The organism is Agriterribacter sp. (assembly GCF_035497235.1).
Taxonomy (GTDB): Bacteria; Bacteroidota; Bacteroidia; order Chitinophagales; family Chitinophagaceae; genus Agriterribacter.
This window is the reverse complement of the sequence record NZ_DATJEB010000061.1, coordinates 1-26,910: the sequence shown is the minus strand read 5'-3', so window position 1 is coordinate 26,910 and position 26,910 is coordinate 1. Positions and strand designations below refer to the sequence as shown.

21 protein-coding genes and 1 tRNA gene are annotated in these 26,910 nt (G+C 42.6%); 17 read left to right on the top strand and 5 right to left on the bottom strand.

Annotation, left to right across the window (positions count from 1 at the left end; all coding sequences use genetic code 11):
• Positions 1 to 5 precede the first annotated feature (5 nt).
• Positions 6 to 1,469, top strand: a complete 1,464-nt coding sequence (locus VL121_RS21455) for a TolC family protein (protein WP_325408666.1) — start codon at positions 6 to 8, stop codon at positions 1,467 to 1,469.
• A 110-nt stretch (positions 1,470 to 1,579) separates the two neighbouring features.
• On the opposite strand, the gene VL121_RS21450 is transcribed toward VL121_RS21455, so the two are convergent.
• Complete coding sequence (locus VL121_RS21450) at positions 1,580 to 1,927, bottom strand: single-stranded DNA-binding protein (RefSeq protein ID WP_325408665.1); 348 nt, start codon at positions 1,925 to 1,927, stop codon at positions 1,580 to 1,582.
• 280 nt (positions 1,928 to 2,207) lie between these two features.
• Here VL121_RS21450 and VL121_RS21445 point away from each other — a divergent pair, with 280 nt between their 5' ends.
• From VL121_RS21445 to VL121_RS21430, 4 genes are all read left to right on the top strand, one after another.
• Complete coding sequence (locus VL121_RS21445) at positions 2,208 to 2,594, top strand: hypothetical protein (RefSeq protein WP_325408664.1); 387 nt, start codon at positions 2,208 to 2,210, stop codon at positions 2,592 to 2,594.
• A gap of 3 nt (positions 2,595 to 2,597) precedes the next feature.
• On the top strand, positions 2,598 to 3,491 hold the full coding sequence (locus VL121_RS21440) for an SAM hydrolase/SAM-dependent halogenase family protein (protein ID WP_325408663.1): 894 nt from the start codon (positions 2,598 to 2,600) through the stop codon (positions 3,489 to 3,491).
• Between the two features lie 63 nt (positions 3,492 to 3,554).
• Positions 3,555 to 3,818 (top strand): DUF6364 family protein, encoded by a 264-nt coding sequence (locus VL121_RS21435; RefSeq protein WP_325408662.1) that lies wholly within the window; start codon positions 3,555 to 3,557, stop codon positions 3,816 to 3,818.
• The gene (locus VL121_RS21430; protein WP_325408661.1) at positions 3,818 to 4,237 is read left to right on the top strand and encodes a type II toxin-antitoxin system VapC family toxin; all 420 of its coding nucleotides are present in this window, start codon (positions 3,818 to 3,820) and stop codon (positions 4,235 to 4,237) included. The genes VL121_RS21435 and VL121_RS21430 overlap by 1 nt, the downstream gene beginning before the upstream one ends.
• 32 nt (positions 4,238 to 4,269) lie before the next feature.
• Here VL121_RS21430 and aat read toward each other — a convergent pair whose 3' ends face one another.
• Positions 4,270 to 4,917, bottom strand: a complete 648-nt coding sequence (gene aat, locus VL121_RS21425; RefSeq protein WP_325408660.1) for a leucyl/phenylalanyl-tRNA--protein transferase — start codon at positions 4,915 to 4,917, stop codon at positions 4,270 to 4,272.
• A gap of 131 nt (positions 4,918 to 5,048) precedes the next feature.
• On the opposite strand from aat, the gene VL121_RS21420 reads away from it, so the two are divergent.
• From VL121_RS21420 to VL121_RS21405, 4 genes are all read left to right on the top strand, one after another.
• Positions 5,049 to 5,612, top strand: a complete 564-nt coding sequence (locus VL121_RS21420) for an RNA polymerase sigma factor (protein WP_325408659.1) — start codon at positions 5,049 to 5,051, stop codon at positions 5,610 to 5,612.
• A complete protein-coding gene (locus tag VL121_RS21415; RefSeq protein ID WP_325408658.1) occupies positions 5,599 to 7,095 on the top strand; it encodes an outer membrane beta-barrel protein in 1,497 nt (498 codons plus the stop codon). Before VL121_RS21420 ends, VL121_RS21415 begins: the two co-directional genes overlap by 14 nt.
• A gap of 110 nt (positions 7,096 to 7,205) precedes the next feature.
• Positions 7,206 to 8,498 carry an LVIVD repeat-containing protein gene (locus VL121_RS21410; RefSeq protein WP_325408657.1) on the top strand — a complete coding sequence of 431 codons (1,293 nt, stop codon included), beginning with the start codon at positions 7,206 to 7,208 and terminating at the stop codon, positions 8,496 to 8,498.
• Positions 8,498 to 9,094: a hypothetical protein gene (locus VL121_RS21405; RefSeq protein WP_325408656.1), complete on the top strand. Its 597-nt coding sequence runs from the start codon at positions 8,498 to 8,500 to the stop codon at positions 9,092 to 9,094. The genes VL121_RS21410 and VL121_RS21405 overlap by 1 nt, the downstream gene beginning before the upstream one ends.
• A gap of 224 nt (positions 9,095 to 9,318) precedes the next feature.
• Here VL121_RS21405 and queG read toward each other — a convergent pair whose 3' ends face one another.
• The gene (gene queG / locus VL121_RS21400) at positions 9,319 to 10,251 is read right to left on the bottom strand and encodes a tRNA epoxyqueuosine(34) reductase QueG (RefSeq protein ID WP_325408655.1); all 933 of its coding nucleotides are present in this window, start codon (positions 10,249 to 10,251) and stop codon (positions 9,319 to 9,321) included.
• An 89-nt stretch (positions 10,252 to 10,340) separates the two neighbouring features.
• On the opposite strand from queG, the gene VL121_RS21395 reads away from it, so the two are divergent.
• The 5 genes from VL121_RS21395 (at position 10,341) to VL121_RS21375 (ending at position 19,770) form a co-directional block, all read left to right on the top strand.
• Positions 10,341 to 12,350 (top strand): DUF3857 domain-containing protein, encoded by a 2,010-nt coding sequence (locus VL121_RS21395; protein WP_325408654.1) that lies wholly within the window; start codon positions 10,341 to 10,343, stop codon positions 12,348 to 12,350.
• Between the two features lie 3 nt (positions 12,351 to 12,353).
• Entirely contained in the window at positions 12,354 to 14,267 is a 1,914-nt protein-coding gene (locus tag VL121_RS21390; protein ID WP_325408653.1) for a DUF3857 domain-containing transglutaminase family protein, read from the top strand.
• A 277-nt stretch (positions 14,268 to 14,544) separates the two neighbouring features.
• Positions 14,545 to 15,873: a xylose isomerase gene (gene xylA / locus VL121_RS21385; RefSeq protein WP_325408652.1), complete on the top strand. Its 1,329-nt coding sequence runs from the start codon at positions 14,545 to 14,547 to the stop codon at positions 15,871 to 15,873.
• 87 nt (positions 15,874 to 15,960) lie between these two features.
• Positions 15,961 to 17,151: a pyridoxal phosphate-dependent aminotransferase gene (locus tag VL121_RS21380; RefSeq protein WP_325408651.1), complete on the top strand. Its 1,191-nt coding sequence runs from the start codon at positions 15,961 to 15,963 to the stop codon at positions 17,149 to 17,151.
• 141 nt (positions 17,152 to 17,292) lie between these two features.
• Complete coding sequence (locus VL121_RS21375) at positions 17,293 to 19,770, top strand: carboxylesterase family protein (protein ID WP_325408650.1); 2,478 nt, start codon at positions 17,293 to 17,295, stop codon at positions 19,768 to 19,770.
• Between the two features lie 72 nt (positions 19,771 to 19,842).
• Here the strand turns inward: VL121_RS21375 and VL121_RS21370 are convergent, their stop codons facing one another.
• Positions 19,843 to 22,095: a helix-turn-helix domain-containing protein gene (locus VL121_RS21370; RefSeq protein WP_325408649.1), complete on the bottom strand. Its 2,253-nt coding sequence runs from the start codon at positions 22,093 to 22,095 to the stop codon at positions 19,843 to 19,845.
• Between the two features lie 621 nt (positions 22,096 to 22,716).
• Here VL121_RS21370 and VL121_RS21365 point away from each other — a divergent pair.
• Positions 22,717 to 23,763: a DUF6340 family protein gene (locus tag VL121_RS21365; protein ID WP_325408648.1), complete on the top strand. Its 1,047-nt coding sequence runs from the start codon at positions 22,717 to 22,719 to the stop codon at positions 23,761 to 23,763.
• Between the two features lie 189 nt (positions 23,764 to 23,952).
• Positions 23,953 to 25,848, top strand: a complete 1,896-nt coding sequence (locus VL121_RS21360) for a chloride channel protein (protein ID WP_325408647.1) — start codon at positions 23,953 to 23,955, stop codon at positions 25,846 to 25,848.
• A gap of 104 nt (positions 25,849 to 25,952) precedes the next feature.
• On the opposite strand, the gene ung is transcribed toward VL121_RS21360, so the two are convergent.
• Positions 25,953 to 26,636, bottom strand: a complete 684-nt coding sequence (gene ung / locus VL121_RS21355; protein WP_325408646.1) for a uracil-DNA glycosylase — start codon at positions 26,634 to 26,636, stop codon at positions 25,953 to 25,955.
• A gap of 113 nt (positions 26,637 to 26,749) precedes the next feature.
• On the opposite strand from ung, the gene VL121_RS21350 reads away from it, so the two are divergent.
• Positions 26,750 to 26,823: transfer RNA gene (locus VL121_RS21350), tRNA-Arg, on the top strand.
• The last annotated feature ends 87 nt before the right edge of the window (positions 26,824 to 26,910 follow it).

Here is a 26,910-nt window from a genome sequence, read left to right as displayed (position 1 = left end):
ATATTATGTCATTGAAACCTGCTTTATACTTAACTGTTGCGGTAATGTGCTTTTGCCGGCCTGTGCTGTCGCAAAATAAAATGACCTTATCTCTGCAGGAAGCTATTGGTGTGGCCAGAGGGCAAAGTTTACTGGCTAAACAAATTGAAGCCAACTACAGCAGTTATGTACACCGCTACAATTCTTTTAAGGCATCCCTTAAGCCACAGCTAAGCCTGGATGGCACATTGCCGTCTTACGACCGCTCCCTGCTGAATATCACTCAGCCGGATGGTTCTTATAAGGTGCAATCGGTGCGGCGTTCCATACTGGGTAGTAATCTTACATTAACACAAAATATTTTTTGGACCGGCGGTAACATATTTGTTTCATCCGGCGCCAACCTGTTTACCAATAAAGGTACAGGGCTCGACCAGCGCCAATGGCAAACGGCTCCTTTCCAGGTGGGGATCATTCAGCCTTTAAGCTTATTTAATACGGTTAAATGGAATTTTGAGCAGGAAAAACTCCGGATGAAGCAGGCTACCAAGCAACAGATCGAATTATATGAAAATTTATCCGGACAAATAACAGCCGCCTATTTCGATCTGTATGTTTCCAATATGGTATTGAACAATGCACGTCAGAACGTGCAGGTAAATGATACCCTGTATAAAATATCTACAGGTCGTTTTAATGTGGGACGAATAGCTGAAAATGAATTGCTGCAGGTTGAACTCCAGTTAATGAATGCCCGCAACGCGGTAACCCAGGGAGAAGTAAATGTGAAGGCAAGTGCAAAACGGCTGGCTAATCTTTTGAATTTAGACAGTAATACGGAGTTTGAGCTGGTGCCGGTAACAGACGCGCCTGTATTTCCGGTAGATATGCAACGCGCTGTGGAAGAAGCCAAAAACAATCGCAGTGATATACTGGGGTTTGATTTGCAGGAGAACAATGCCAGGAGGCAGGTAAGGCAAAGTCAGTCTAATGCCTTTGCCAGCGGCAATATCATGCTCAGCTATGGATTAAATCAAACCGCTATGACGCTGTCGGGAGCCTATCAAAATCCATTGAATTTTCAACAGGTAAATATTGGCTATTCTTTACCCCTGTTTGGATTTGGGAAGAACAGACACGATATCGCTTCCAGCAAAGCTAATTTAGAATCAGCGCAGGCTCAGATCGCTTTTCAGAAAAAATCATTTGAGCTCGAAATTGAAAATACGGTTAACCAGTTCCTGCAGTTGCAATCTGCATTGGTTATATCCGCTAAAAGCGACACGATCGCCCAAAAAAGATATGAGGTAGCCCGCAACAGGTATATGCTGGGCAAAATAAGTATTACAGATCTTGGCCTGGCGCAGGAAGCAAAGGATAATGCGGTAGTAGATTATGTTCGCATGCTACAGCAATATTGGCAATCTTATTATGACATCCGTAGGGTAACATTATTCGATTTTGAAAAGAATCTGCCCATTAATAATTAAAAGTGCAAAACCGCATCGCCGCATAAGCAAAAATTATACGGATGCTGGTTACACCGGTCATAAAAAAAGGCCACTGTTACAGCGGCCTTCCTGCCCGGATAATTACAGGCTTATTTCGCGTTGTTCTTACTGCTCAGAAATAATATGTCATTTACCTGCACTTCCGTAGTATATCTTTTAATGCCGTCCTTATCTACATAATTACGGTTCACTAATTTTCCCTCAACAGCTACCTGACTACCTTTGGTAAGATATTTTTCTATGAGTTCCGCGTTTTTACCCCATGCTATCGCATTATGCCATTGCGTTTCTTTCACGGTCTCGCCTTTAGCGTTACGGTAGTTTTCATTAGTAGCAATAGATACGCGTGCCATTTTCTTTCCTGATTCTGTGTTGCGAACATCCGGGTTGTTACCCAGGTTGCCGATCAGTTGTACTTTGTTTTGTAAAGTGTTCATAATACTAATTTTTAATTGTTTTAAATGCGTATTCCCTTTCCGGGGTTTTTATGGGTTTCCTGGTAAAAGCGCTTTCCCGTTTAACCTTACAAAGATGCATCTGCTCAAAAACGATAGTCGGTATATAGTCGCTTAAAACCGTTTATAGTCGTTTATAAGCGCTTAAAAACGGATAATCGGATGCAGATTTCTTGTGAAAATGTGCACTTAAAAACTTAATTTTATTAGTATTCCCGGAATACAGTAAATAAAAAACACCCCATTTCTAAAACGGAAACCTATGTCAGACACCCCACAACAGGTATATTGCCTGTATTGTGGTAAGCCGGTTAAAGGCAGGATTGATAAAAAGTTCTGCGATGACTGGTGCCGCAATGCACACAACAATAAGCGCTATAGCCAAACCCCCAATTTCGTTCGCAACGTTAACAGCATTCTGCGAAAGAACAGGCGGATATTGGAAATGCTGATACCGAACGGAAAGGAAATTGCCAAAGCGCCGAAAAAAAAGCTCGCCGAAAAAGGATTTAACTTCCATTTTATCACCCATACCTATACTACTAAAAAAGGATTAACTTATTATTTTTGCTACGAATACGGTTACCTTTCTATTGAACACGATTATTGCCTGCTGGTAAGTCGTGATAAAAATGAAGACATCTCTTAACCCATGCGATATTTATTATTATCTGTTATTGTCCTGCTATTATTGAGTTGCACAAAAAAGCAAACGCCCGCTATTGTTTTGCAAACCGATTTTGGTGTAAAAGACGGCGCCGTAGCCGAAGTGAAGGGAGTGATTTTTGAAACCTCACCTGCCATTCCCGTGTTTGATCTTACACATGAAATCCCTTCTTATAATATTGGGGAAGCAGCCTACCGCCTTCAGCAAACCGCGCCCTATTGGCCCCGGGGAACCATCTTTGTGTCTGTGGTAGATCCGGGTGTAGGTACAGCACGTAAACCCGTAGTATTAAAAACACTTACCGGGCATTATTTTGTTAGTCCGGATAATGGCTCTTTAACATGGGTTGCTCAAAAAATGGGCGTAGTGCAGGTCCGGCAAATTGATGAAATATTGAACAGGCGGCCGGGTTCAGCAGATTCTTACACTTTTCACGGACGTGATATTTTTGCGTATACCGCCGCAAAGCTGGCGGCCGGAAAAATAAGTTTTGAAGAAGTGGGGCCTAAGCTTCCGGCAGGTGTAGTTATGCTGCCCTACCAGCAACCCGTTTATGAGAATAGGGCAATTAAAGGAAACATTCCGGTGCTTGATCCACAATATGGAAATGTATGGACGGATATAGATACTTCGGTATTCAAAAAGTTACAGGTAAGGTATAACGATACACTGGAAGTAAAAATCACACATAACGATTTATTGGTGTATGCAGGCAACCTTCCCTATATGCGGGCCTTTGGGGAAGCAGGAGAAAATGATGCTTTGATTTATATGAACAGCCTGATGAATATTGCCCTGGCAATTAATATGGGAAATTTTTCTGAAAAATATAAGATAGGAAGTGGGGCAACCTGGAACATCACTTTGAAAAAGTATTAATTTTTACTAATATTATTTTTATACGTATAGTTTTTTTATTTTTGTCGTGTAAAGCAATTTTTTATGGATGCTAAGGTCACTTTAAGTTTTGATGCAAAAATCATTAAGCAGGCAAAGGAATATGCAGAGGACCAGGGAATAAGCCTTAGCCGTCTTACCGAAATCTTACTTCGCAAGCTCACCAGTGGGGGCTATAACAATATTGAAGATTTCCCTGTTGATGAATGGGTGAGCATGGTTTCGGAGGGCGAGGCCGAATATATCATCACGCCCAGGAGCAATAAAAAAACAAAAGCAGCATTCTTTGAAAACAGAAAGAAAAAATAATGCGTGTTTTTTTGGATGCCAATATTCTTGTTTCCGTATTAAACAAAGAATATCCCCTGTTCCCTTATACAGCCAGGCTATTAAGCCTTACCAGGTACAGCCAGTTTACGCTAATCACTTCATCCGTATGTCTTGCCATTGCCTTTTATTTCGCTGAAAAAAAGCATGGTACTGCTATGGCCCGTAATAAAGTAGCGCTTTTACTGGAGCATATGAAAGTGGCCGAATGCGGGGAAAAAGAAGCAAAAATGGCTGTTCAAAATAAACAAGCCTCTGATTTTGAAGACGCCCTGCAATATTACTGTGCGTTGCATGCCGGCTGTGGACATCTGATAACAAATGATCTGAATGATTTTTATTTTGCACAGATCGAAGTGTTAACACCGGAAGCTTTTTTAATGAAATATGTGCAGCGATAACTCTGCCCTGCCGATGGGCTTTTCCGCTACCTTCATTTCAATAGCAGGTTCAGCTTCTTCATAAAAATTTCCCTCGGTATCATTTGCGCTCCCAGGCTTTCTAAATGCGCGGTGTATATCTGGCAGTCTATTAGCTCAATTCCTTCCTGCTGCAATAGTTGCACGTACATGGTGAAGGCAAATTTACTGGCATTACTTTCACGACTGAACATGCTTTCTCCGAAAAATACTTTGCCCATCCGTATGCCATACAGCCCTCCGGCCAGTTCATCACCCATCCATGCTTCAGCGCTGTGCGCATATCCTTTTTCATGCAGCAGGCAATAGGCTTCCTCCACTTCATCCGTTATCCAGGTACCCTGCTGCTGTTTTCGCGGGCTGGTTTTACACGCCCGGATCACTGATTTGAAACTGGTATTAATGCTAACGCGAAATGTCTCTTTTTTAATCAGTTGCTGCATGCTTTTACTGATCTTCAAATTTCCGGGGAAAAGCACAAAGCGCGGATCGGGGCACCACCATAAAGGAACATTTCCCTCATACCAGGGGAAAATGCCGTTTCTATAGGCTAAAAGCAGTCTTTCCGTTGATAAATCTCCTCCCATAGCCAATAAACCATCGGGTTCGGCCAGGTGAACCGGGGGGAAAATAAGCTCCTGCTGTAATGCGAATAAAGCCATTCCCGCGAAGATATGCAGAAAGGACGGATGACTAAATGGCGGCGGGACGGGTAATTACTTTCCGTTCAAATAAAATATGGTGCGGTGCAACGATTTATATAGTAGCATTGTCAGCTATAATGTTCGAACGGATGATTGACTATCAACATTTAATAAAAGATTGCCTGAAAGAGAAGGCCTCCGCCCAGCAACAACTCTATGATTTGTATGCTGAGCAAATGCTTGGCATATGCTACCGGTATACCAAATCCCTTGCAGACGCGGAAGATGTACTACAGGAAGGCTTTGTGAAAGTTTTTAAATACCTGCACCAGTACCGCTCCGATGGAGAATTAGGCGCATGGATAAGACGCATTATGGTGAACACAGCTATCAACTATCTAAAACAAAACAGTAAATACCAGTACGACCTTTCATTTACAGATATTACACTGCACCCGGTTTCGGAAGATAACCCGCAGGTATACATGCAGGCAAAAGAGCTGGCCAATTTAGTAAGGCAACTGCCTACCGGATACCAAACGGTATTTAATATGCATGCAGTTGAAGGATATACACATGTGGAAATAGGAGAGATACTGGGTATCAATGAAGGTACTTCCCGTTCTCAGTATATGAGAGCGAGAAATTTACTGATCAATTGGATAGAAAAACATTCTATTGAATCTAAACTGGGACAATATGCCGGAAAATGATTTTGAAAAGCAGGTGCAGCGGCTTTTTGATGAGCTGCAGCTAAAACCATCTGCAGAAGTGTGGCCCAAAGTGAGCGGCAGGATACGAAAAGAAAAGAGCCGTAAAAGAATATTTATCTGGATTCCTTTAGCGCTGCTGCTGTTAGGCACAGGCGGTTACTGGCTGTTGCAAAATAACGGCAGCTATCCTGCGCCGGACAGTCTTACAAAATCAACTGCTGCTTCGGAAAACAGCAAACAAAATACAGCTATAACAGCATCGCCTGCTGCCGGCAGCACAATGTCCAATGCAGGCTCAAATACACACGGTTCAGGTTCTGATTCTCATGCTTCAAACGGGCCACAACATTCCGTGAAGCCACCGGTAAACATTCAGGCATTAGGTAATACAAAGCAACAGGCCCCGCCTGCTGTTCACTTACCGGTGCCTGATCATGCCGGTAAACTTACTGCGGTTGCAGATGAAAAAAGTAAACCGATTGCTCAGGCATCTGGAAACAATAAAAAGGGAATGGCTTCTGCCGGTAGTAAAGAAGTGTTAAATTCCACCAACAAAAATGCTATAGCAATACCGCTTTTAGCAGTACAGCAATTTGTTCATGCAAAAGTTTTGCACCTTCCGGGCATTGAAACAGCGAAGATACTGTATGGCATTCCTAAAGAAAATATTGCCGGAAATACGAATACACCGGTTAAGTTAACAAAAAAGAAGGTTTGGGAATGGGGTATTTCAGGCGGAGCCGGGGTATCGTCAGTAAGCGATGGTTTATCTGAGCTTTTTGGTAATAGCAGCACGGAGAAATCGCTCCTCAATGCTATGCCGAGTACCCCCAATATGTCAAATAATATTAATTTTCTTACCGGGCAAAATAGTTTGGTTGCTGCAATGCCACCTCCTGCCTCTACTGTAAAAAAAGGGTTGGCCTGGCAGGCAGGCGGGTTTGTAAAATGGAAGATGACCTCGCGGCTGGCAATTACAGGCGGATTACAGTATAGTTATTATTCAACCAACAGGGCCGTAGGGAATGATATCAATAACTACAGGCTTGCCCTGGGCAATACCCAAAATGATGCGAATGCCAGCTATGCAGGATATTATATTGGAGGACAAAACATAAATTATACCAACCGCTATCATTTTATTGAAATACCGGTAGGAATGCAGTGGCAATTCAATAAAGCCGCCAAATTCCCTTTGCTGCTCAACGGAGGATTGTCCCTTTCTTATCTGGCAAATACAACTGCGGTACATTATCATGCGCAAACGGGATCGTATTATGAGGACAAGACTTTATTTAATAAAATACAGGCAGGGGTATATGCAGGGGCTTCCGTTAAATTTTTTGCCAATAGCAAAAGACCGCTTTATGCAGGGCCTGTTGTTCAGTATAATATTACGAACTTACTTAAATCTTCTGTAAACCTGAACCAGCATTTTATATACGCCGGGTTAAAAGCGGAATGGGTATTGGGCAAAAAATAATAAAACTGGTTTTCATTTTTCCTGTAAGCACATCATGGCAGCACGGATAAAATAGTTTCATTGATGCAACGCTTATGCTTAACCGTTTGTCAGTCCATTAAACCATTGCTATGCTGAAAAAAATATTCAACCCCGTTCTTGTTTTTATAGCCGCAGGATTATTAATGCAGGGATGCATTAAAGACCATTGTACACAAACCTACAGCTACTTCGTACCGGTATACAAAACTACTGAAGAAGTAAGGGCAAATATTAAGAGTAATGCCCCCCGGGAAATGGAACTAACAGGTAAATTATATATTCGCGGCAACTATATTTTTTTAAATGAAATAGACAAAGGCATTCATATTATTGATAATGCTATCCCCACCTCACCTAAAAATGTAGCTTTTATTGATATTCCCGGTAATATGGATATGGCGGTGAAAGGAAATACTTTGTATGCCGATGCGTATACTGATTTGATTACCCTGGATATTACAGACCCGCTTAATGCCAAAACCACCAAAATTGTAGAAAACGCTTTTCCGTTCCGGCAATATTACGGTACGTTTTACGCCGATAACAGTAAAGTAATTGTAGACTGGCTGAAAAGAGACACAACGGTAAATAGAGATTGTGACAACGGCGGCTTTTTCGGTATTGATTTTAATAAAAACGAAGTATTGATGTATAATGATATGCTTAGCCTTCCCAACTATTCAAATAATGCCGGTTCATCTTCTTCGTCTAAAAGTGTATCGCCTTTTGGCGCTGGTGGTTCTATGGCACGATTTGCAATTGCCGGTAACAACTTATATAGCGTTACGTTAAACGATCTGAATGTTTTTGAGATCAGTGCGCCTCAGCAGCCTTCATTTACCAATAAAGTAAATATTGGCTGGAATATTGAAACCATTTTTCCTTTTCAGCAAAAGCTGTTCATAGGTTCCACTACAGGCATGTATATCTATAGTATTTCAAATGGCAATAACCCTGTAAAAGAGAGCCAGTTTTTACATGTGCAAAGTTGCGATCCTGTAATTGCCGATGAAAAGTACGCATACGTAACCCTGCGTACCGGCACTACATGCAATGGTACCAGTAATCGCCTGGAAATACTGGATATTACCAATATCAATAGCCCTTCTTTGGTTAAAACCTATGAAATGACTAATCCACACGGACTGTCTAAAGACGGAGATCTGCTGTTTATCTGCGATGGAGCCAACGGATTAAAAGTATATAACGCCGCGGATATAAATAACCTCAAACTGGTAACAACCATTGAAGGCATTGAAACCTATGATGTGATTGCCATGAACAACATTGCACTGGTGGTAACCAGCGATGGTTTATACCAGTACCTGTACGCTGATCCTAACAATATACAATTACTCAGTAAAATTAAAGTGAAGCAATAATGAGGAAGCAGATCGTTTTCATAGGTATAAGCTTTTTCGTTTTGGGCTCGCATTTGCAGGCACAGCAAAAAGTATTACCCAAACCTGTTTTTCATTCTCTTGAACAAATAGCGCTGGTTAACGGTAACAATGCCGTATCGGGCGCGCTGCAAACGGTTAACGGACTGGCCTATGGCAACTGGTTTGCCGGTATAGGAGCAGGAATTGATTTTTACCGCTACCGTTCTGTTCCCCTGTTCCTTGACCTGAGAAGATATTTCGATGTAAAAAAAGGGAATAAACTTTTTGTATACGCCGATGGCGGGTACAACCTTCCCTGGACTAAAAGTAAAGATCCGGTGTTTTCCATCTGGGGTTGGCCAAGCAAAACAAACTATACATATAAAGGAGGCGCTTATATGGATGCCGGTTTTGGATACGCTGTTCATGTAAAAGGAGGTAATGCTTTTTTGCTGAGTACAGGTTATTCGCATAAATATTTTAGTGAGCAAAAAACCACTACTACTGTTACAGCAGAAAATATGGAAACGGTAGATATACAAAAATTCACCTACAGCATGAACCGGTTAATGATTAAGCTGGGCTGGCAGTTTTAGACCGAAATTGCAGGTGAAAAGAGAGGGGAGAAAGAAGCGATTTATCCTATCGTTAGTAGTTACGCACCTGGTTGCTGGCGGCTCATTGCTGATTGCCACAAATTCTAAATTTAACAACAAACTCAAATTTGGAACGGATACCATCTTAAATATCAAATTTCCGGGACGGTTAGGGGTAATGCATCTTGCGTTGCTCCTTTTTTATTATACCCGGTTTTTAATTTTTAACTAATCTTTCCAATGAATTTCAGGTTTCTTTTAATGCCATTAAATTTGGCTCTTTTCAATGGAGAGTGCCTGAATATTTTTTTAAAGCTTTCTTCCGTTAAGGTTTCCCAGTCCTGCGTATCAAAATTGAGTATTTCCGGAATGGGTTCAAAAGCTGTTTCGTGCGTAGCGGTGCTGAAGCGGTTCCAGGGGCATACTTCCTGGCATATGTCGCAGCCAAACATCCAGTTATTGAATTTGCCCTTCATTTCACCGGGTATCAGCATATCTTTCAGCTCAATAGTGAAGTACGAAATACATTTGCTGCCATTCACTACACGATTTTCCTGTATCGCATCCGTGGGGCAGGCGTCAATGCATTTCCTGCAGGTGCCGCAATAATCTTTAGCAACAGGATCGTCATAGTCTAATTTAAGATCAACAATAAGTGTAGCGATAAAAAAGAAAGACCCTGATTTTTTATTGATAAGATTCCCGTTTTTCCCTACCCATCCCAGCCCGCTGCGCTGCGCCCACGTACGTTCCAGCACCGGCGCCGAATCCACGAAGCCCCTTCCGTTTACTTCACCGATCTTAGCTTTCATTTCCTGCAGGAAGTATCTTAATTTAGCCCTGATCACTTCATGATAATCATTTCCCCATGCGTAACGGGATATCTTTGGTGCACCCGGATGGGGTGATGCCGAAGGAAAGTAATTTAATAAAAGGGTAATAACCGATTGGGCGCCCGGCACTAATTTAAGCGGGTTCACCCTCAGCTCAAAATAATTTTCCATATACTGCATGGTGCCATTCATGCCCTGGTTAAGCCAGGTTTCCAGCCTGCGGGCATCATCATCGAGCGGTACGGCTTTCGCAATTCCACAATAATCAAATCCGCATTGCGTTGCTATATCTTTAACAGTGGTGGTATAGTTGTTCGTATTCAAGTTCAAAAATTAGAAAGATACTGATGGTGTTTTTAATATAGAAAAAACTTACATTCGTAGTACAACCCTCCTAAACCGGTTAATAAATCATGAAAAACAAAACCCTTCTCCTCGCGGTAGCCGTGTTCGGCCTTTCGCAAAATTATCTCTTTGCACAGGATAAACTCAATATTAAATTCGGAAAGATAGCCGCTGCCGATTTTGATCTTTCTAAAAGTACATTCGATACCAGCGTTAGCGCGGTTGTTATTGCTGATATGGGTAAATCTGACTTTGAAGGTAATAATAAAGGCTGGTTTTCATTATCGTTTAAAAAACATACCCGGATTAAAATCCTGAACAAAAACGGCATGGATGCCGCTAATGTGGAAATACCACTGTATATAAGCGGCAGCGCGGAAGAAAAAGTAGTTAACCTCAAGGCATCTACCTACAACCTGGAAAACGGGAAGGTGATAGAAACAGAGCTGGATAAGAAATCCATATTTAAAGATAAATATGATAAGAACCATATAACGGTTAAGTTCACCCTGCCGGCCGTAAAGGAGGGGTCGGTTATTGAATATATGTATACGGTTACTTCAGACTTCCTGAGAAATCTTCAGCCCTGGGTGTTCCAGGGCGATTATCCTGTTTTATGGAGCCAGTACGAAGTAAAAATTCCGGACTTCTTTAATTATGTCTTTTTATCACAGGGCAGCTTTCCGCTGGAGCATAGCTCGGAAACAACCCGCGATAATTTTAGCATGGTAGAGCCCGGCGGAGCTTCCAGCTCTTCTTATTATAGCTTTACCTCCAACGCCGCACAGCATAAGTGGATTGCCAGGAACGTACCTGCGCTTAAAACGGAAAGCTTCACTTCAACGATCCGCAATCATATAGCAAAAATAGAATTTCAATTATCTCAATACCGGTTTCCCAATTCACCGGTAAAAGATATCATGGGTAACTGGCCGAGCCTTGCCACCGAGCTAATGAAAGATGAGGATTTTGGCGCCGGACTTTTAAAGAACAACAACTGGTTAGAGGATGAACTGAAACCGGTAACACAGGGTGTAGCCGGTAAATTAGAAAAGGCAAAGAAGATATATGCGTATGTACGCGACAGGTTTACCAGTACAGGTAAAAGGGGCATTGGACTTTCCGCACCGCTAAAAACCATCAATAAAAATAAAAACGGCTATGTTGCCGATATCAATTTGCTGCTTACGGCTATGATGAAGCAACAGGATATTGAAGCCTATCCTGTTATATTAAGCACCCGCGATCATGGATATACCCATGAGTTTTACCCGCTGATAGACAGGTTTAATTATGTGATTTGCGCGGTAAATATTGATGATAAACTGTATTATCTCGATGGCACTTCCCCTGCATTGGGCTTCAATCATTTGCCCGGTGAGTGTTATAACGGGCATGCAAGGCTGATCATGCCGGATTTGGCAAAAGCAGTATACCTGAGTGCGGATTCTGTAGTAGAGAAAAAACTTACTTCAGTTTTTATTCACAGTGAAAAGCCGGGTGAATGGACGGGCCATAGCAGCACCAATGCAGGTTATTACGAATCCATAAGTGTACGGGAAAGGATAAAGGAGAAAGGTGAAGAACCCTTTTTTAAAAGTATACAAACTGCTTATACGGGCGATATGACATTAAGCGGAGAAAAAATAGAACAGTTGAAAGACTTAGATGTACCGGTTAAAGTAGCGTATGATTTTGTGATGAACCAGGAAGACGATATGATTTATTTTAATCCTATGATGTGGGAAGGGTATAAAGACAATTATTTTAAGGCCGCTGAAAGATCATATCCGGTAGAAATGCCTTATTTATTTGATGAAACCTATATCCTGAACATGGACATACCGGCCGGTTATACCGTGGAAGAAATTCCCAGATCGGCAAAAGTGCAATTTGGCGAGGCCGATGGTTTTTTTGAATACCTGATTGATAAATCGGGCGAAACCATCAGGCTCCGCTCGCGGCTTAAGATCAACCGGGCCACTTATGCACCCGAAGAGTATAATGACCTGAGGGAATTTTTCAGCTATGTGGTGAAAAAGCACGCTGAACCTATTGTATTGAAAAAGAAAAACTAAGCTATGACCCGCAACATATTTGTAACTATCACCATTTTATTAACTGTATGCTATGCCTTTGCCGCCGAAGGCGATTATGCAGTGGATAAAATACCCGAAGCATTGTTGAAAAACGCACATGTGGTAAAACGGATGGAAGATATCCGGTTTGAGGTGCTGGACCTTGGAAAATCACGCTTATATCATAAATATGCGTTAACCGTTCTTAATGAAAACGGCGATAAATATGCTGTGGAAGTTGTGGGGTATGATAAACTGCGGGAGTTTAAAACCATGGAAGGTAATTTGTATGACGCCAACGGAAAAAAAATCAAGAGTCTTAAAAAAAGTGAGATCAAGGATTTAAGCGCTATGGATGATATTAGCCTTATGGATGATAACCGGATTAAAGTACATGGCTTTTTTCACCGGGTTTATCCCTATACCATCGAATATGAAACCGTAGTACAGTATAATTATAATATGTTTTTTCCTGCGTGGTCTCCTTTGGGCGGCGAAAATATGTCGGTAATGCAAAGCACTATGACCCTGGTTGTTCCGGCAGATTTTGCTATCCGCTACAAAGCCTTTAATTACAACGCTGCACCTGATAAGAAAATGGAAAAAGGAAGGGATATCTACCGCTGGCAATTGAACAACCTGGAAGCTATCCAGTTAGAGTACGCTTCGCCCAACTGGAGCGATATCATGCCTGTAGTGTATTTAGGTCCTGTTCAATTTGAGTTCGAAAAATACACAGGAGATATGTCGTCCTGGGAGGGCCTCGGAAAATTTATTTATACTTTAAACCAGGGCCGTGATAAGCTTCCCGACAATATTAAACAAACCGTTCACCAGCTTACCGATGCTATTACCAATGATAAAGAAAAGGTATTGAAGCTGTACGATTACCTGCAACAAAACACCCGTTATATCAGTGTGCAACTGGGCATTGGAGGCTGGCAAACATTCGATGCGGCTTATGTTGCGCAAAGAAAATACGGCGACTGCAAGGCATTATCCAACTACATGTTTTCATTGCTTAAAGAAGCGGGTATAAAATCGCATTACACGCTTATTAAAAATGGTAGCGGACAACCACATTTCCTGGAAGATTTTCCGAGCAGCCAGTTCAATCATATTATTTTATGTGTACCTCTACAAGCGGATACCATATGGCTGGAATGCACGAGTCAAACAGTAGCTGCCGGCTATCTGGGCGGAAGCAATGCCAACCGGCCGGTGCTGCTGATAGATGAAAATGGGGGCAAACTGGTAAAAACCCCCAGGTATGGGATAGAGCAAAATCTTCAGATCAGAAAAGCGCTGGGCAAACTTTCTGAAAATGGTGAATTGAACGTAAAGATCAATACACATTATACTGCAGTACAGCAGGATTATCTGCATGGGATGATCCACCAGCTCTCGAAAGATAAGCAATTGGAATACCTGAAAAAAAATATAGACCTGCCGCATTATGATGTTGAAAAATTTGAATACAAAGAAAGTGAAACAACGATCCCGGCAATAGATGAGTATCTCGAATTAAACGCTTTAAACTATGCTTCTGCTACGGGAAAGCGGTTATTCATCACGCCTAATATCATAACCCGCTCATCGGTGAAGCTCAAGCCTGATGATAAAAGGAAATACCCGGTTTCGCTGAATTTTGAATACCGGGATATTGACACTGCTGTTATCGAAATTCCGGCTGGCTATAAAGTTGAAAACATGCCTGCCCCTGTAAAAATAGAAAGTAAATTTGGAAGGTACAGCGCTTCCGTGGATGTTAAAGCCGATAAGATCATCTATTACCGGCGTATTGAAAAGTTCAGCGGTCAATTCCCTCCTTCTGATTATAATGAACTGGTGAGGTTTTATGATCAACTGTATAAGGCCGACAGGGGCAGGGTAGTGCTGGTAAAAAAAGAAGAGTAGGAGAATTGAAGTTGGTAAGTTTACAGTTAGCAGCAATAACACAAAGGCCTGATGCTACTGATAAAGACAAAGAGTTCTTTGTTTTAGCTTTTGCTCCAGCAGGCCTAACGCTTCTCTCGTTGCGTACCGACCGCTTCATTTTCAAACCAGCCTACCGGCTGGCAGGTTTTCACATTTTCACATTTTTCACATTTCTCACATTCCCACATTTCCACATTATCTTTTGCCTTATCTTTAGCCCCCTTAATTTTTTGTATAATCGAATAATAAAAAAGTCATGAGTGTAACTTTAGGCAGCCGCGAATATTTTCCCGGTATCAGTAAAATCAAATTTGAAGGTGCTCAGTCAGATAACCCCCTTGCTTATAAATGGTATGATGAAAACAGGGTAGTGGCAGGAAAAACCATGAAGGAACAATTTCGTTTTGCCGTGGCTTACTGGCATACCTTCTGCGGAACCGGCGGCGATCCTTTCGGCCCCGGTACCAAACAGTTTCCCTGGGACGCTAACCAGGATGCGGTGCAACGTGCAAAAGATAAAATGGATGCCGCTTTTGAGTTCATTACCAAATTAGGCGTTCCTTATTATTGTTTTCACGATATAGACCTGGTAGATGAAGGAAATTCTCTTTCCGAATATGAAAGCCGCCTGCAGGCAATGGTGGATTATGCAAAAGCCAAGCAACAAGCCAGCGGCGTAAAGCTTTTGTGGGGCACAGCCAATGTGTTTTCCAATCCGCGCTATATGAACGGCGCTTCCACTAATCCCGATTTTAATGCGGTAGCCTGTGCCGGCGCGCAGGTTAAGAATGCATTGGATGCTACTATTGCTTTAAATGGAGAGAACTATGTATTTTGGGGTGGGAGAGAAGGTTATATGACCTTGCTGAATACGAACATGAAACGGGAACTGGATCACCTGGCTAATTTTTTAACGATAGCACGCGATTATGCCCATCGCAATGGTTTTAAAGGTACTTTTTTCATTGAACCCAAGCCCTGCGAGCCTACCAAGCATCAGTATGATTATGACAGTGCAACAGTGATCGGTTTTTTACGCCATTATGGTTTAGATAAAGATTTTAAGCTGAACATAGAAGTTAACCATGCTACTTTAGCCGGGCATACTTTTCAGCATGAGCTGCAGGTGGCGGCCGATAATGGTATGCTGGGCAGTATGGATGCTAACCGGGGCGATTACCAGAACGGATGGGATACCGACCAGTTCCCTACTAATCTCAATGAATTAACGGAGTCTTTACTTATTATTCTTGAAGCAGGCGGTTTTGCCGGGGGCGGTGTCAATTTCGATGCTAAAACACGCCGGAACTCTACCGACCCGGAAGATATTTTTCACGCGCATATTGGTGGTATGGACGCATTTGCCAGGGCGTTGGTTATCGCGGATAATATATTGCAAAAATCGCCTTACCTGAAATTCCGCAAAGAACGCTATGCTTCTTTTGACAGTGGCGCCGGTAAGCAATTTGAGGATGGCAAGCTACAATTAGAAGACCTGAGGAATTTTGCAGCGCAAAACGGCGAACCTGCGCAGTTAAGCGGTAAACAGGAATGGCTCGAAAATATCATCAACCAGTATATCTGAAATAACTGTGCTTAAAATCATCATTTTGCCGTAGGTTTGCTGGCTTTTTTAAAAACCAGTGATCAAAATAAAATAAAAAATATACGGATGAAACTTTCTTCCAGATTACAAAAATTTAATGAGCCGGAAACTTTAAAGATGGCCAAACTGGGCCGTGAATTAAGAGCTAAAGGTGTAGACGTAATTGACCTTAGCCTCGGCGAACCCGATTTTGATACGCCCGACCATGTTAAACAATTTGCTAAAAAAGCGATTGATGATAATTATAGTCATTATACGCCGGTTGCAGGTTATGCCGATTTGCGCGAAGCCGTTTGCACCAAATTAAAACGCGATAATAATTTAGACTACAAGCCGGAAAATGTGCTGACATCAACCGGCGCCAAGCAAAGCCTGGCAAATGTTATACTGGCTGTTGTAGATATTGGAGATGAAGTAATCATTCCCACACCCTATTGGGTTACCTATTCGGAACTGGTACGCCTGGCAGACGGGAAACCGGTATTCGTTCAGTCGTCTATAGAAAGTAATTACAAAATTACGCCTGAGCAGTTGGAAGCGGCAATTACGCCCAAAACAAAGCTGTTCATGTTTTCTTCTCCCTGTAATCCTTCCGGCTCTGTATATAGCAGGGAAGAATTAAAAGGGCTGGCTGAGGTATTCAGTAAATATCCGGATGTACTTATTATTTCCGATGAAATATATGAATACATCAACTATAAAGGCAAGCATGAAAGTATTGCGCAATTCAGCGATATTAAAGACCGCGTAATTATTGTAAACGGTTTAAGTAAAGGATTTGCCATGACCGGCTGGCGGCTTGGTTATATAGCTGCCGACCCTGCTATTGTAAAAGGCTGCGAAAAATTACAGGGACAAATTACAAGCGCTACCTGTTCCATTACGCAGCGGGCGGCTATTGAGGCGCTTACCGGCGACCTTACCGCATCTCACGATATGCTGAAAGCGTTTACGGATCGCCGTAAGCGTATACTTGAATTACTTTCTGCAATTCCAGGCGTAGCATGTGCTGAGCCCGATGGCGCTTTTTATGTTTTTCCTAAAATAGATGCTTATTTTGGAAAAAAACACGGAGATGCTGTTATTGCCAATGCCGATGACCTGTGCATGTATTTATTGAATACGGCGCATGTATCTACGGTAACCGGAACCGCATTTGGCGAGCCTACCTGTATCCGTATTTCTTTTGCCAACAGCATGACCAATATTGAAAAAGCGGTGGAACGCATTAAAAAAGCCCTGGCTGCTTTGCAATAAATAGTGAATAGCTTTTGCTAAAATCCATTCATGTGTACAACCACATTATTAAGGCCCTGGTTACAGGGCTTTTTTTATGTTTATACTTTGTATACAAAGCACATTCAGCTAACTTTGATTCTTCCCCCTAAATTTTTAAGTATGAAGAAGCTGCATATTTTTCTGGTACTGTTTCTTACGGCCCCCATATTGTTCGTTACTGCACAGGATACGGTTTATTTTAAAAATGGCTTAATGGCTAACGGATTGCACCGTTATGGTCGTGAGGCTTTGTATACCGATCTGCTGGCTTATCAGCTATATAATAATACATTGCAGCAACCACGGGAAAACAGTATAGCAGGTGTTAACGATGAGCAACAGGAAATTAAATGGGTAGCCGTTAATGCAGACAGCCTGAACAGTTTCAGAATGCCCAGGCAAAATGATGTGAGAAGACAGGGCTTTTTTAACAGTGGCTACCTGTATGTAACCTATACCGCAGATAAGGAAAGAACGGCGCTGCTCAATACGAAGGGTGGCAGCAGCGTGTATGTAAACAGAGAACCGCATACCGGCGATCCATACGCTTCAGGCTGGTTGTATATTCCAGTAAAATTAAAAAAGGGATTGAATGAATTTTATATACGCTCCGGCTTTCGCACAACGGCCAGCCTCATCTTTCCGGTAAAGCCCGTAAGTTTAAATACAGAGGACCCTACTTTGCCGGTTATTGCTTTACAAAATAATAACGCCTCATTGCAGGGTGCCGTAGTTGTAATCAATACATCATCGAAGCCGCTTCAGCATGTAAAGATCACAAGTAATGTAGCGGGCAATGAAATGGTCTCCGATTTGCCTCTTATACCGGCAATGAGTACCCGAAAAGTTCCCTTTTCATTTAATGCGGGCAGTATTGCACAAAAAGGCATGCACGAAATGAAGCTGTTGCTCACAGACGGTAATAAAACGCTGGATGAACAGCATATATCCATTGAAGCGGTGGAACAGGGCGAATCGTACAGCAATACTTTTGTTAGCGCTATTGACGGGAGTCTCCAGTATTACGCGCTAACCCCGCAATCGGGTTCCGGTACGGCAAACGCTGCATTGTTCCTTTCTGTTCATGGCGCCGGAGTGGAGGCCATTGGCCAGGCGAGGGCCTATAAGCCTAAAGACTGGGGCACACTGGTAGCGGCCACCAACCGCAGGCCGCGCGGATTTAACTGGGAAGACTGGGGGAGGTTAGATGCGATGGAAGTATTGAATATTGCTAAGAAAAAATTTAATCCCGATCCCCGGCGCATATACCTTACCGGACATTCGATGGGCGGACATGGTACCTGGTTTTTAGGCGCTACGTACCCCGAGCTGTGGGCGGCTATAGCACCTTGTGCAGGATATCCAACCCTTAAAGCGTATGGTTCACATGATGGCAAGATCCCAGATAGCACCAACTCGCTTACAGAAAAAATATTATTGCAGGCCGGTAACCAAAGCGATGTGATAAAGCTGGCCGAAAATTACAGGCCATTGGGGGTTTATATTTTTCATGGCGACTCCGACCGGGTAGTTTCGGTAAACTATGCACGGCAAATGAAAAAAGTGTTAGCCGGTTTTCACCCGGATTTTGCTTATAAAGAATATCCCGGGGGGAGCCATTGGTTCAGCAACGAGAGCGTGGATTGGCCGCCGTTGTTCAACTTCTTTACATCGCATACCATATTGCCCGACAGTGCCGTAAATACAATTGACTTCAAAACCTCAAGTCCCGGTATATCTTCTTCTTATCGCTGGGCTGCTATTCAACAACAAATACTTCCCTTGCAGTTCAGCCGTATTCAATTGAACAGAAACCTGGCTGCCAAAACCATAACCGGCTCAACCCAAAATGTGCAGACCCTGAAACTGGCGGTTGGGCAATTTGGAAAAGGAGCATCCATAACCATAACATTGGATAGTTTGGCACCGCTGCGCTATTCCACTAACGATGCTAAAGATAGTATCTGGCTACAAAAGCAAAACGATCAATGGCAAATTGTGGCAGCAACCGGTGCTGAACAAAAAGGGCCGCAGCGCTACGGCACATTCAAAGAAGCTTTTAGTCATAACATGGTTTTTGTATATGGTACAAAGGGTAATAAAACCGAAAATGAATGGGCATTTAACAAAGCCCGTTATGATGCGGAAACCTGGTATTACAGAGGCAACGGGGCTGTGGATATTATAGCAGACAAAGCATATCATACAGATCAGTATGCAGGAAGAAACGTGATCTTATATGGCAATGCCAGCACTAATGCTGTATGGCAAATATTACTGAACGATTCGCCCGTGCAGGTGAGCCGTAACCATGTAAGCGCAGGCGCCAATGCATGGAGCGGCGATGACCTGGCTGTATATTTTACCTGGCCTATTAAAAACTCAGTGTTAAACTCGGTTGGGGTTGTAGCAGGTACCGGCATAAAAGGCATGAATGCTGCCAATGCCAACCAGTATTTTGCCGGTGGCAGCGGTTTTCCAGATTACATGATCTTTCGCTTAGATATGCTGCGCGATGGCAGTAAGGCTATTGAACTGGCAGGCTTTTTTGATAATAACTGGAAAATGGATGTAAAGAACCAGGCCGGCAGTAAATAACGCGGTGAAAGTAAGTGAATAGGCAATGGTGAATCCATCATTCCCTATTCACAGTTCACTATTCACTACCCCTCACTTCGGCACAGCACTATCTTTAACAGCCTCCCCTGCATTTAAATGCGCAATAACTGCCCTGATCTCACCATGCGAAAAAGCGTCTCCCAGTTTTTCCTTAACCGGTGAGGTAGCAAAACCCGATCCCGTTTCTTCAATGGCCTTGCGAATGGTTTCTATTTTTTCTTCAGGAAGAATATCCGTTATTTTAATTTCACCCGTAGGAATAAAATACGCCAGGTGCCCTTCAATTGTGCCTGTAGTTAATTCCCGGAGTTTGGCAATTTCAGCTATGGGTTTTCCTTCCCTGAACAATTCAAGGCTCATGCGCTGGGTATCGCCCTTTTTAGGCTTTGCCGTAATAATGGTTTCCGCTTCAGCTATTGTTTCTTCCACAGTGGACGGGCTTTTTTGCATTTCCGCTAATTGCAGCAAATCAGCTAGTTGCGTTCCTTTCATTAAGCCTTCAGACAATTGAACAGCTTGTGCGATCTGTTGTTTTTTCCTGGTAATATCCAGTTCTATGTTGCGCAATTCCTTCAGGTATTTTTTTACTTTCTTTTTTACCTTCACTTCGTTGACATGCTGTTTTAAGGAAGCCAGCATTTTTTCTAATGATTCGAAAAAGTAGGCAGAGGCGGCGGTAATGCGTTCATGCAGTTTGGTAAATCCATTGGCTTCAGCTTCGGTAATCAATACGGTTAATTGTTTATTGAATTTGTTGCTTACTTCCAACTGCGATTGTGCCAGTGTTAATAAATTTTGCGCCCATTGAATGGCGCTGTTTTTATCGGGTACCTGGCGATGCGCGTATGCTTCGTAATGTATATTAATGTTTTGGGTGAGCTTAATAAAATGAAAGGCATGGGTTAATGAAAGGGTAACGAAGTGTTTTTGTTCCTGCTGCAACTGTTCCTGTATTTCCGCATCGTTCATTTCACTTTGGGCAAAGGTTAATACCCGCGGATCGGTATTAATGCTTTGCGGATGTATTCTTGAATAGAGTACCAGCCCGTTGAGAGAAGTAAGCCGGCTCAGCGCCACATATACCTGCCCCGGTGCAAAAGAGGCGCCTGCATCAATAATAGCTTTCGTAAAAGTGAGTCCCTGGCTTTTGTGAATGGTAATAGCCCAGGCCAAACGGAGCGGGTATTGCGTAAAAGCGCCAAGTTCTTCTTCCTCAATATTGTCTTTTTCCTTGTTATAGTTATAGCGGATGTTTTTCCAGGTTTCTTTTTCAAGCAGCAGTTCGCTATCATCACCGGGAAACTTCACATAAATCTTGTCGTTGCCAATACGGCTTATCATACCAATCTTTCCATTGTAATACCTCCTGACCTCACCTTTATCGTTTTTGGTAAACATAATTTGAGCGCCGGGTTTTAACTTTAATATTTTTTCGGCAGGAAGTGCCCGCTCATTAAAGTCGCCCGTTAGCTTCCCTGTAAAAGCGGATGATTTGCCGGGAAGTTTTTCCAGCTCCTGCCTGTTGATCTGGTCGGCTCGTGCATTGTGCGTGGTAAGCACAATAAAATTTTCCTCCTTAGGCGGTTCAAAGCCCGGCTTATAATACTGGTGCAACCGTTCAAGGTCGGCAGCGGTGGTATTATTATTCCGGACATTATTCAGTATCTGTATAAAATCCGCTTCATTTTGCCGGTATATTTTTTTCAGTTCCAGGTAAATGGGCGGACTTTGCTGTAAAGCCAGCGCGTCAAAAAAGAAAGGACTTTTATAGGTAGATTGCAATATTTCCCACTCCGTATTATTAATTACCGGCGGTAACTGAAACAGGTCGCCGATATACAATACCTGCACCCCGCCAAAAGGCGTGAGTAACTGCCGGCGAATATGCCGTAAAATAGCATCTATGGCATCTAAGGTATCGGCGCGCATCATGCTCACTTCATCTATCACCAGCAACTCCAGTTCCTGCAACAGTTCCCGCTTGGTGCTGCTGAGCTTTAAATTTCTGAACAGGGTGTGTTCATTGGTAACCTGTGTTTCGCCCGCAACCGCATGATGCGTAGGGAGGTAGGGTCCAAAGGGCAGTTGAAAAAACGAATGCAGGGTAGTGCCACCCGCATTTATGGCTGCAACGCCTGTTGGGGCCACTACGGCCATTTTCTTAAAACAGTTTTCCCGTATATAACGCAGGAAAGTGGTTTTGCCGGTGCCTGCCTTGCCGGTTAAAAAAATATGCTTGCTGGTTTGATTGACAAACTGGAGCGCACGTTGAAAATGTATATTGGAGGTATCAAAAGACGTCATGTTCTCCAAAGGTAAAAGCTATTAGGTAATAAATAATTGGTGTTAGCAAATGAAGCTTTAATATACGCATATACTGGTGTAAATGCAAGTAAAATATTTTCATTTTTGATAATGATTATAATAAGAAATACGGTAGCCATACCGCCACACCAACATTAATCGCAATATAATTTGTAGTACAAGACCTACAGGTCTTTTAATATAAATAGTACATAACAAACATATAATGTACTATTTTTTATCGCCCCACTATAGATTTTCTTTGTGCCAGCATTGATCAATAAGAACCTGATCCCATAGGCCCCCTCATTTCCCTTTTCCTGATAAAGTATGAAACTGTTGCAACCCGGAAAAAAGGCATTAAACCTGAAACCACAACCTGAGAAACAACCCTGAACCCTCACCAGAAGATGGAGATTTTGCCCTTGAGTAAATGATCCCTCATCCCTAACCCCTGGAAATCATTTCCTCTTCTGGTGTTTTTTACTTTAATAATTGTGGAGGCTTCCCGGACAGCAGGTAAGCGTATTGTTTCGTGTTATAGGTTTTGAAATCCATACTATATTGAACGATCTCACGTTTTACTCTGGTATAACGCCTGTTATACCTAAATTCAGTAGTATGAAAAATCAGGTCTTCTATATTTTAATTTCAGTTGGTTTATCTTCCTGTGCGTCAACAGAACTGGTACGGTTAAGCGTATTGGAACCGGCGCCGGTAACGCTTCCCGCCCATATTAAAAATGTTGGCGTAATGAACAGGAGCGAAGTAGCTCAGCAAAATAAAGTGGTAGATGTAGTGGATAAAGTGTTTTCCTTGGAAGGAAAGGACCTGGATAAAGAAGGCGCGCAGGCGAGTATTGCCGGGCTGGAAAATGAACTGCTGAAAAATAACAGGTTTACAGAGGTTAAAACAATTGATAATGCCGGTATTACAAGTTCTGTTCCCGGCATTTTTCCGGCGCCGCTTACCTGGGATGTTGTAGAAAAAATATGCAGGAAAAATAATACAGACGCACTTTTTGCGCTGGAATTGTTCGATACCGATTCAAAAATTACTTATGCCGCTAACCCGGTTACCATTAATACGCCATTAGGCAAAGTACCCGGCGTTGAACATAGCGCTACCATGCTTACCACGGTAAAAGCAGGTTGGCGTATATATGATCCTGCTGAAAGAAATATATTGGATGAGTTTCCGGTAATGGGCAAAATGGTCTTTTCAGGCAAAGGCATCAACCCCGTAAAGGCGGCAGGCACCTTAATTGGCCGTAAAGAAGCGCTGAAGCAGGTGAGCAATAAAGCCGGACAGGATTATGCGTTCAGGATTATTCCTTACTGGTTGCGGGTGTCAAGAGATTATTACGTGAGAGGAACCGATAATTTCAGAGTAGCGCGGCGTAAAGCCCAAACTGGCAACTGGGATGATGCTGCCGCGATATGGGAAAAGGAAACCACCAGCGATAAAAGCAAGGTAGCCGGGAGGGCCTGCTATAACATGGCTATTATTAATGAAATCAACGGCAACCTGAACGGAGCCATACAATGGGCACAAAAAGCCTATGAGAATTATAATAATAAGCTCGCGCTCCGCTATATAAAAATGCTCGAAAACAGGAAGATCAATAATGCTATCCTGGAAGATCAGGAAGCGCTAAGCGCCAGGTAAATCCATCTGCCTGTATGTTTTGCTGTTTCATCGGCTGCCATTTACCGCACACCAGTATGAAGGCTGCACAATTAAAATTTGCACATTAGTACTTACCTTCGCCACTTTCAAAGCCGGGATGAGATGTTGCTCTCCATCATACTGACTTTCCCGCCCTGACTTCGCCTGACAGTAAAAGACAAATAGTAAATGATCAAGAGTAAAATTTTAAACAAGGGCATTCCTGTTTCCATTTCATTAAACCCTGCCATAGAAGCAGAGATTGATCAGCCGCTGGTAGCCCAGGACAAAAAAAGGTTAGTAACCATTTCGGCGCTGGCTGTTTTGGTTGCCCTTTGCATCAGCTTTATCGCCAAATTGCTGATCCATCTAATTGATTTCATTACAAACATCTCTTTTTACGGAAGCTTTTCCACGGCACATTCCACACCTGTTAATAATACCCTGGGGCTATTTGTAATTGCCATTCCGGTAATAGGCGGAATAATTGTTGGATTAATGGCCCTGTATGGTTCAAGAGCAATAAGAGGACACGGTATTCCGGAAGCTATGGAGCAAATACTAACCAATCAAAGTAAAATAAAACCCACCATTACTTACTTAAAGCCATTGTCATCGGCGGTATCTATAGGTACCGGCGGTCCGTTCGGTGCGGAAGGTCCCATTATAGCTACCGGGGGTGCATTAGGTTCTACACTGGGGCAATTGATGAAGATCACCCATAACGAAAGAAAGATATTATTAGCGGCAGGTGCCACGGCAGGTATGTCGGCTATTTTTGGAAGTCCTATTGCCGCTATTTTCCTGGCAGTAGAGCTCTTGTTGTTTGAATTTTCACCACGTTCTATCATTCCCGTAGCGCTGGCATGTATTACCGGTGCGGCGGGGCATCATCTTTTATTTGGGTCTGACCCGGTATTTGCTATTAAGCATGTTATAGCAACGTCTTCCAATACGGCACTGGCGGCATATAGTGGGATGGGTATTGTTATTGGAGTATTATCGGTTTTGGTTACCAAGATCGTTTATTATATAGAGGATGGATTTGAAAAATTACCTGTTCACTGGATGTGGTGGCCCGCTATTGGCGGACTGGCTGTTGGCATTATTGGTTATTTTTCTCCGGCAACACTGGGTGTAGGATATGAAAATATAACGAATATCCTGTCCGGGGAACTTACCGTTCAATTTGTATTGTCGTTATGTCTCCTCAAATTTTTATCATGGGCAATTGCCCTGGGCAGTGGCACATCGGGCGGCACATTGGCGCCGTTGCTTACTATAGGAGGTGCAACAGGTGTTTTACTGGGAAGCGTTATTATTTATTTTTTCCCGCAAAGTGGCGTTACCCTTTCATTGGCCGCCCTGGTGGGTATGTCGGCTATGTTTGCCGGCGCATCACGGGCCCTGCTCACTTCCATTATTTTTGCGCTGGAAACCACGGCACAATCTAATGCGCTATTGCCCTTGCTGGCTGCCTGCGCCGCTTCCTATTTTGTTTCCTTCTTTATAATGGAAAATACTATTATGACGGAAAAAATTGCACGCAGGGGCGTTAAAACACCCGATTCGTATGAGCCGGATATACTGGAAAAGATTTCAGTGGAGCAGGTCATTAAAGAAAATGGTATTGTGCTGAGCGAGGATAATACGGTTAAAGAAGTAAAGGAATGGCTCGGTAAAGAACCCGATTATAATAGTAACTATTTTATTATTTCCAGTAATGAAGGGGAATATAAAGGGATACTAAGCTCTTCTACTATATTCAGTAATCTTCAAAATGATGACAGCAGGGTGGGGGCGCTTATTAAACGCAAAAATATTTCTGTTGGCATAGGCAACAGTCTGCGTACGGCAGTGGAAATCATGGCAAAAGAAAATACAGATGTATTGCCGGTAGTATCCAAAGAAAACAATAATAGTATTATCGGCATTCTGTCTTACCGGGAAATCATTGCTTCGTATAAAAAAAACATGGATGAACACGTAAAAAAACATCCCGATATTTCATTAAAGAGAAGAGGACTTAAAATATTGCTGCGCGGACAAAAGCTCATGACTTCAATGAAGATTAAAGATAAATAAAGGGATTATAAATTTGAGATATAAAACCTCCCCGTCCGGCAGGCGGGTTTGAGATTGCGTTTGGGTTTCAGGTATCAGTTTGACTAACAACCTGATATATCATCTCAAATCCCTTCAGTTTTCCAGTCAACCGGGTCTTTCCCCTGCTGTTGCAATAAGTTGTTTGTTTGTGAAAAGTGTTTACAGTTAAAAAAGCCTTTATCGGCCGAAAAAGGAGAAGGATGCGCCGCTTTTAATACATAATGTTTGGTTTCATCAATCAGCGCCTGCTTTTCCTGGGCAAACTTCCCCCATAATAAGAAAACAATGCCTGTTTTAAGTTCCGATATTTTTTGTATAACGGCATCCGTAAATACAGCCCATCCTATTTTGGAATGGCTGAACGGTTCATTTGCTCTAACCGTAAGCGCTGCATTTAATAATAATACACCCTGTTGCGCCCAGTGGGTAAGATTTCCTTTTTTAAGAGGCATTGTTATCCCGATATCCGATTGTATTTCTTTAAAAATATTAATAAGCGAAGGAGGAGGAGTTACGCCATCCTGAACGGAAAAACATAATCCATGCGCCTGTCCGGCGCCGTGATAAGGATCCTGCCCGAGTAAAACCACTTTCACTTTAGCAAAAGGCGTTTGTTCAAACGCGTTAAAAATATGCGGGCCGGGAGGGTATATTGTTTTGCCCGCCATTTTTTCAGTCTTCAAAAAATGAACAATCTGTTCAAAATAAGGCTTGGCAAATTCTTCTTTTAATACCGCTTTCCAGCTTAATTCTATTTTTACATCCATGATCTGCGAATTACAGTTTGGGTGCAAACTAAAAAAAATTATCTTTGCCAACCTAAAAAGGTCCGGTAGCATTCGTCTTTTGGGTATTGGCAAAGAATATATTAAACAGTATTGGTCCGGTAGCTCAGTTGGATAGAGCATCAGCCTTCTAAGCTGAGGGTCATTGGTTCGAATCCAATCCGGATCACAAAAGGGATGCTTACATAGTATCCCTTTTTATGTGCGCCAGGCATGTCGTAACAGCTATAGGGTGCAAGTTCCGAGTACGCCTTAC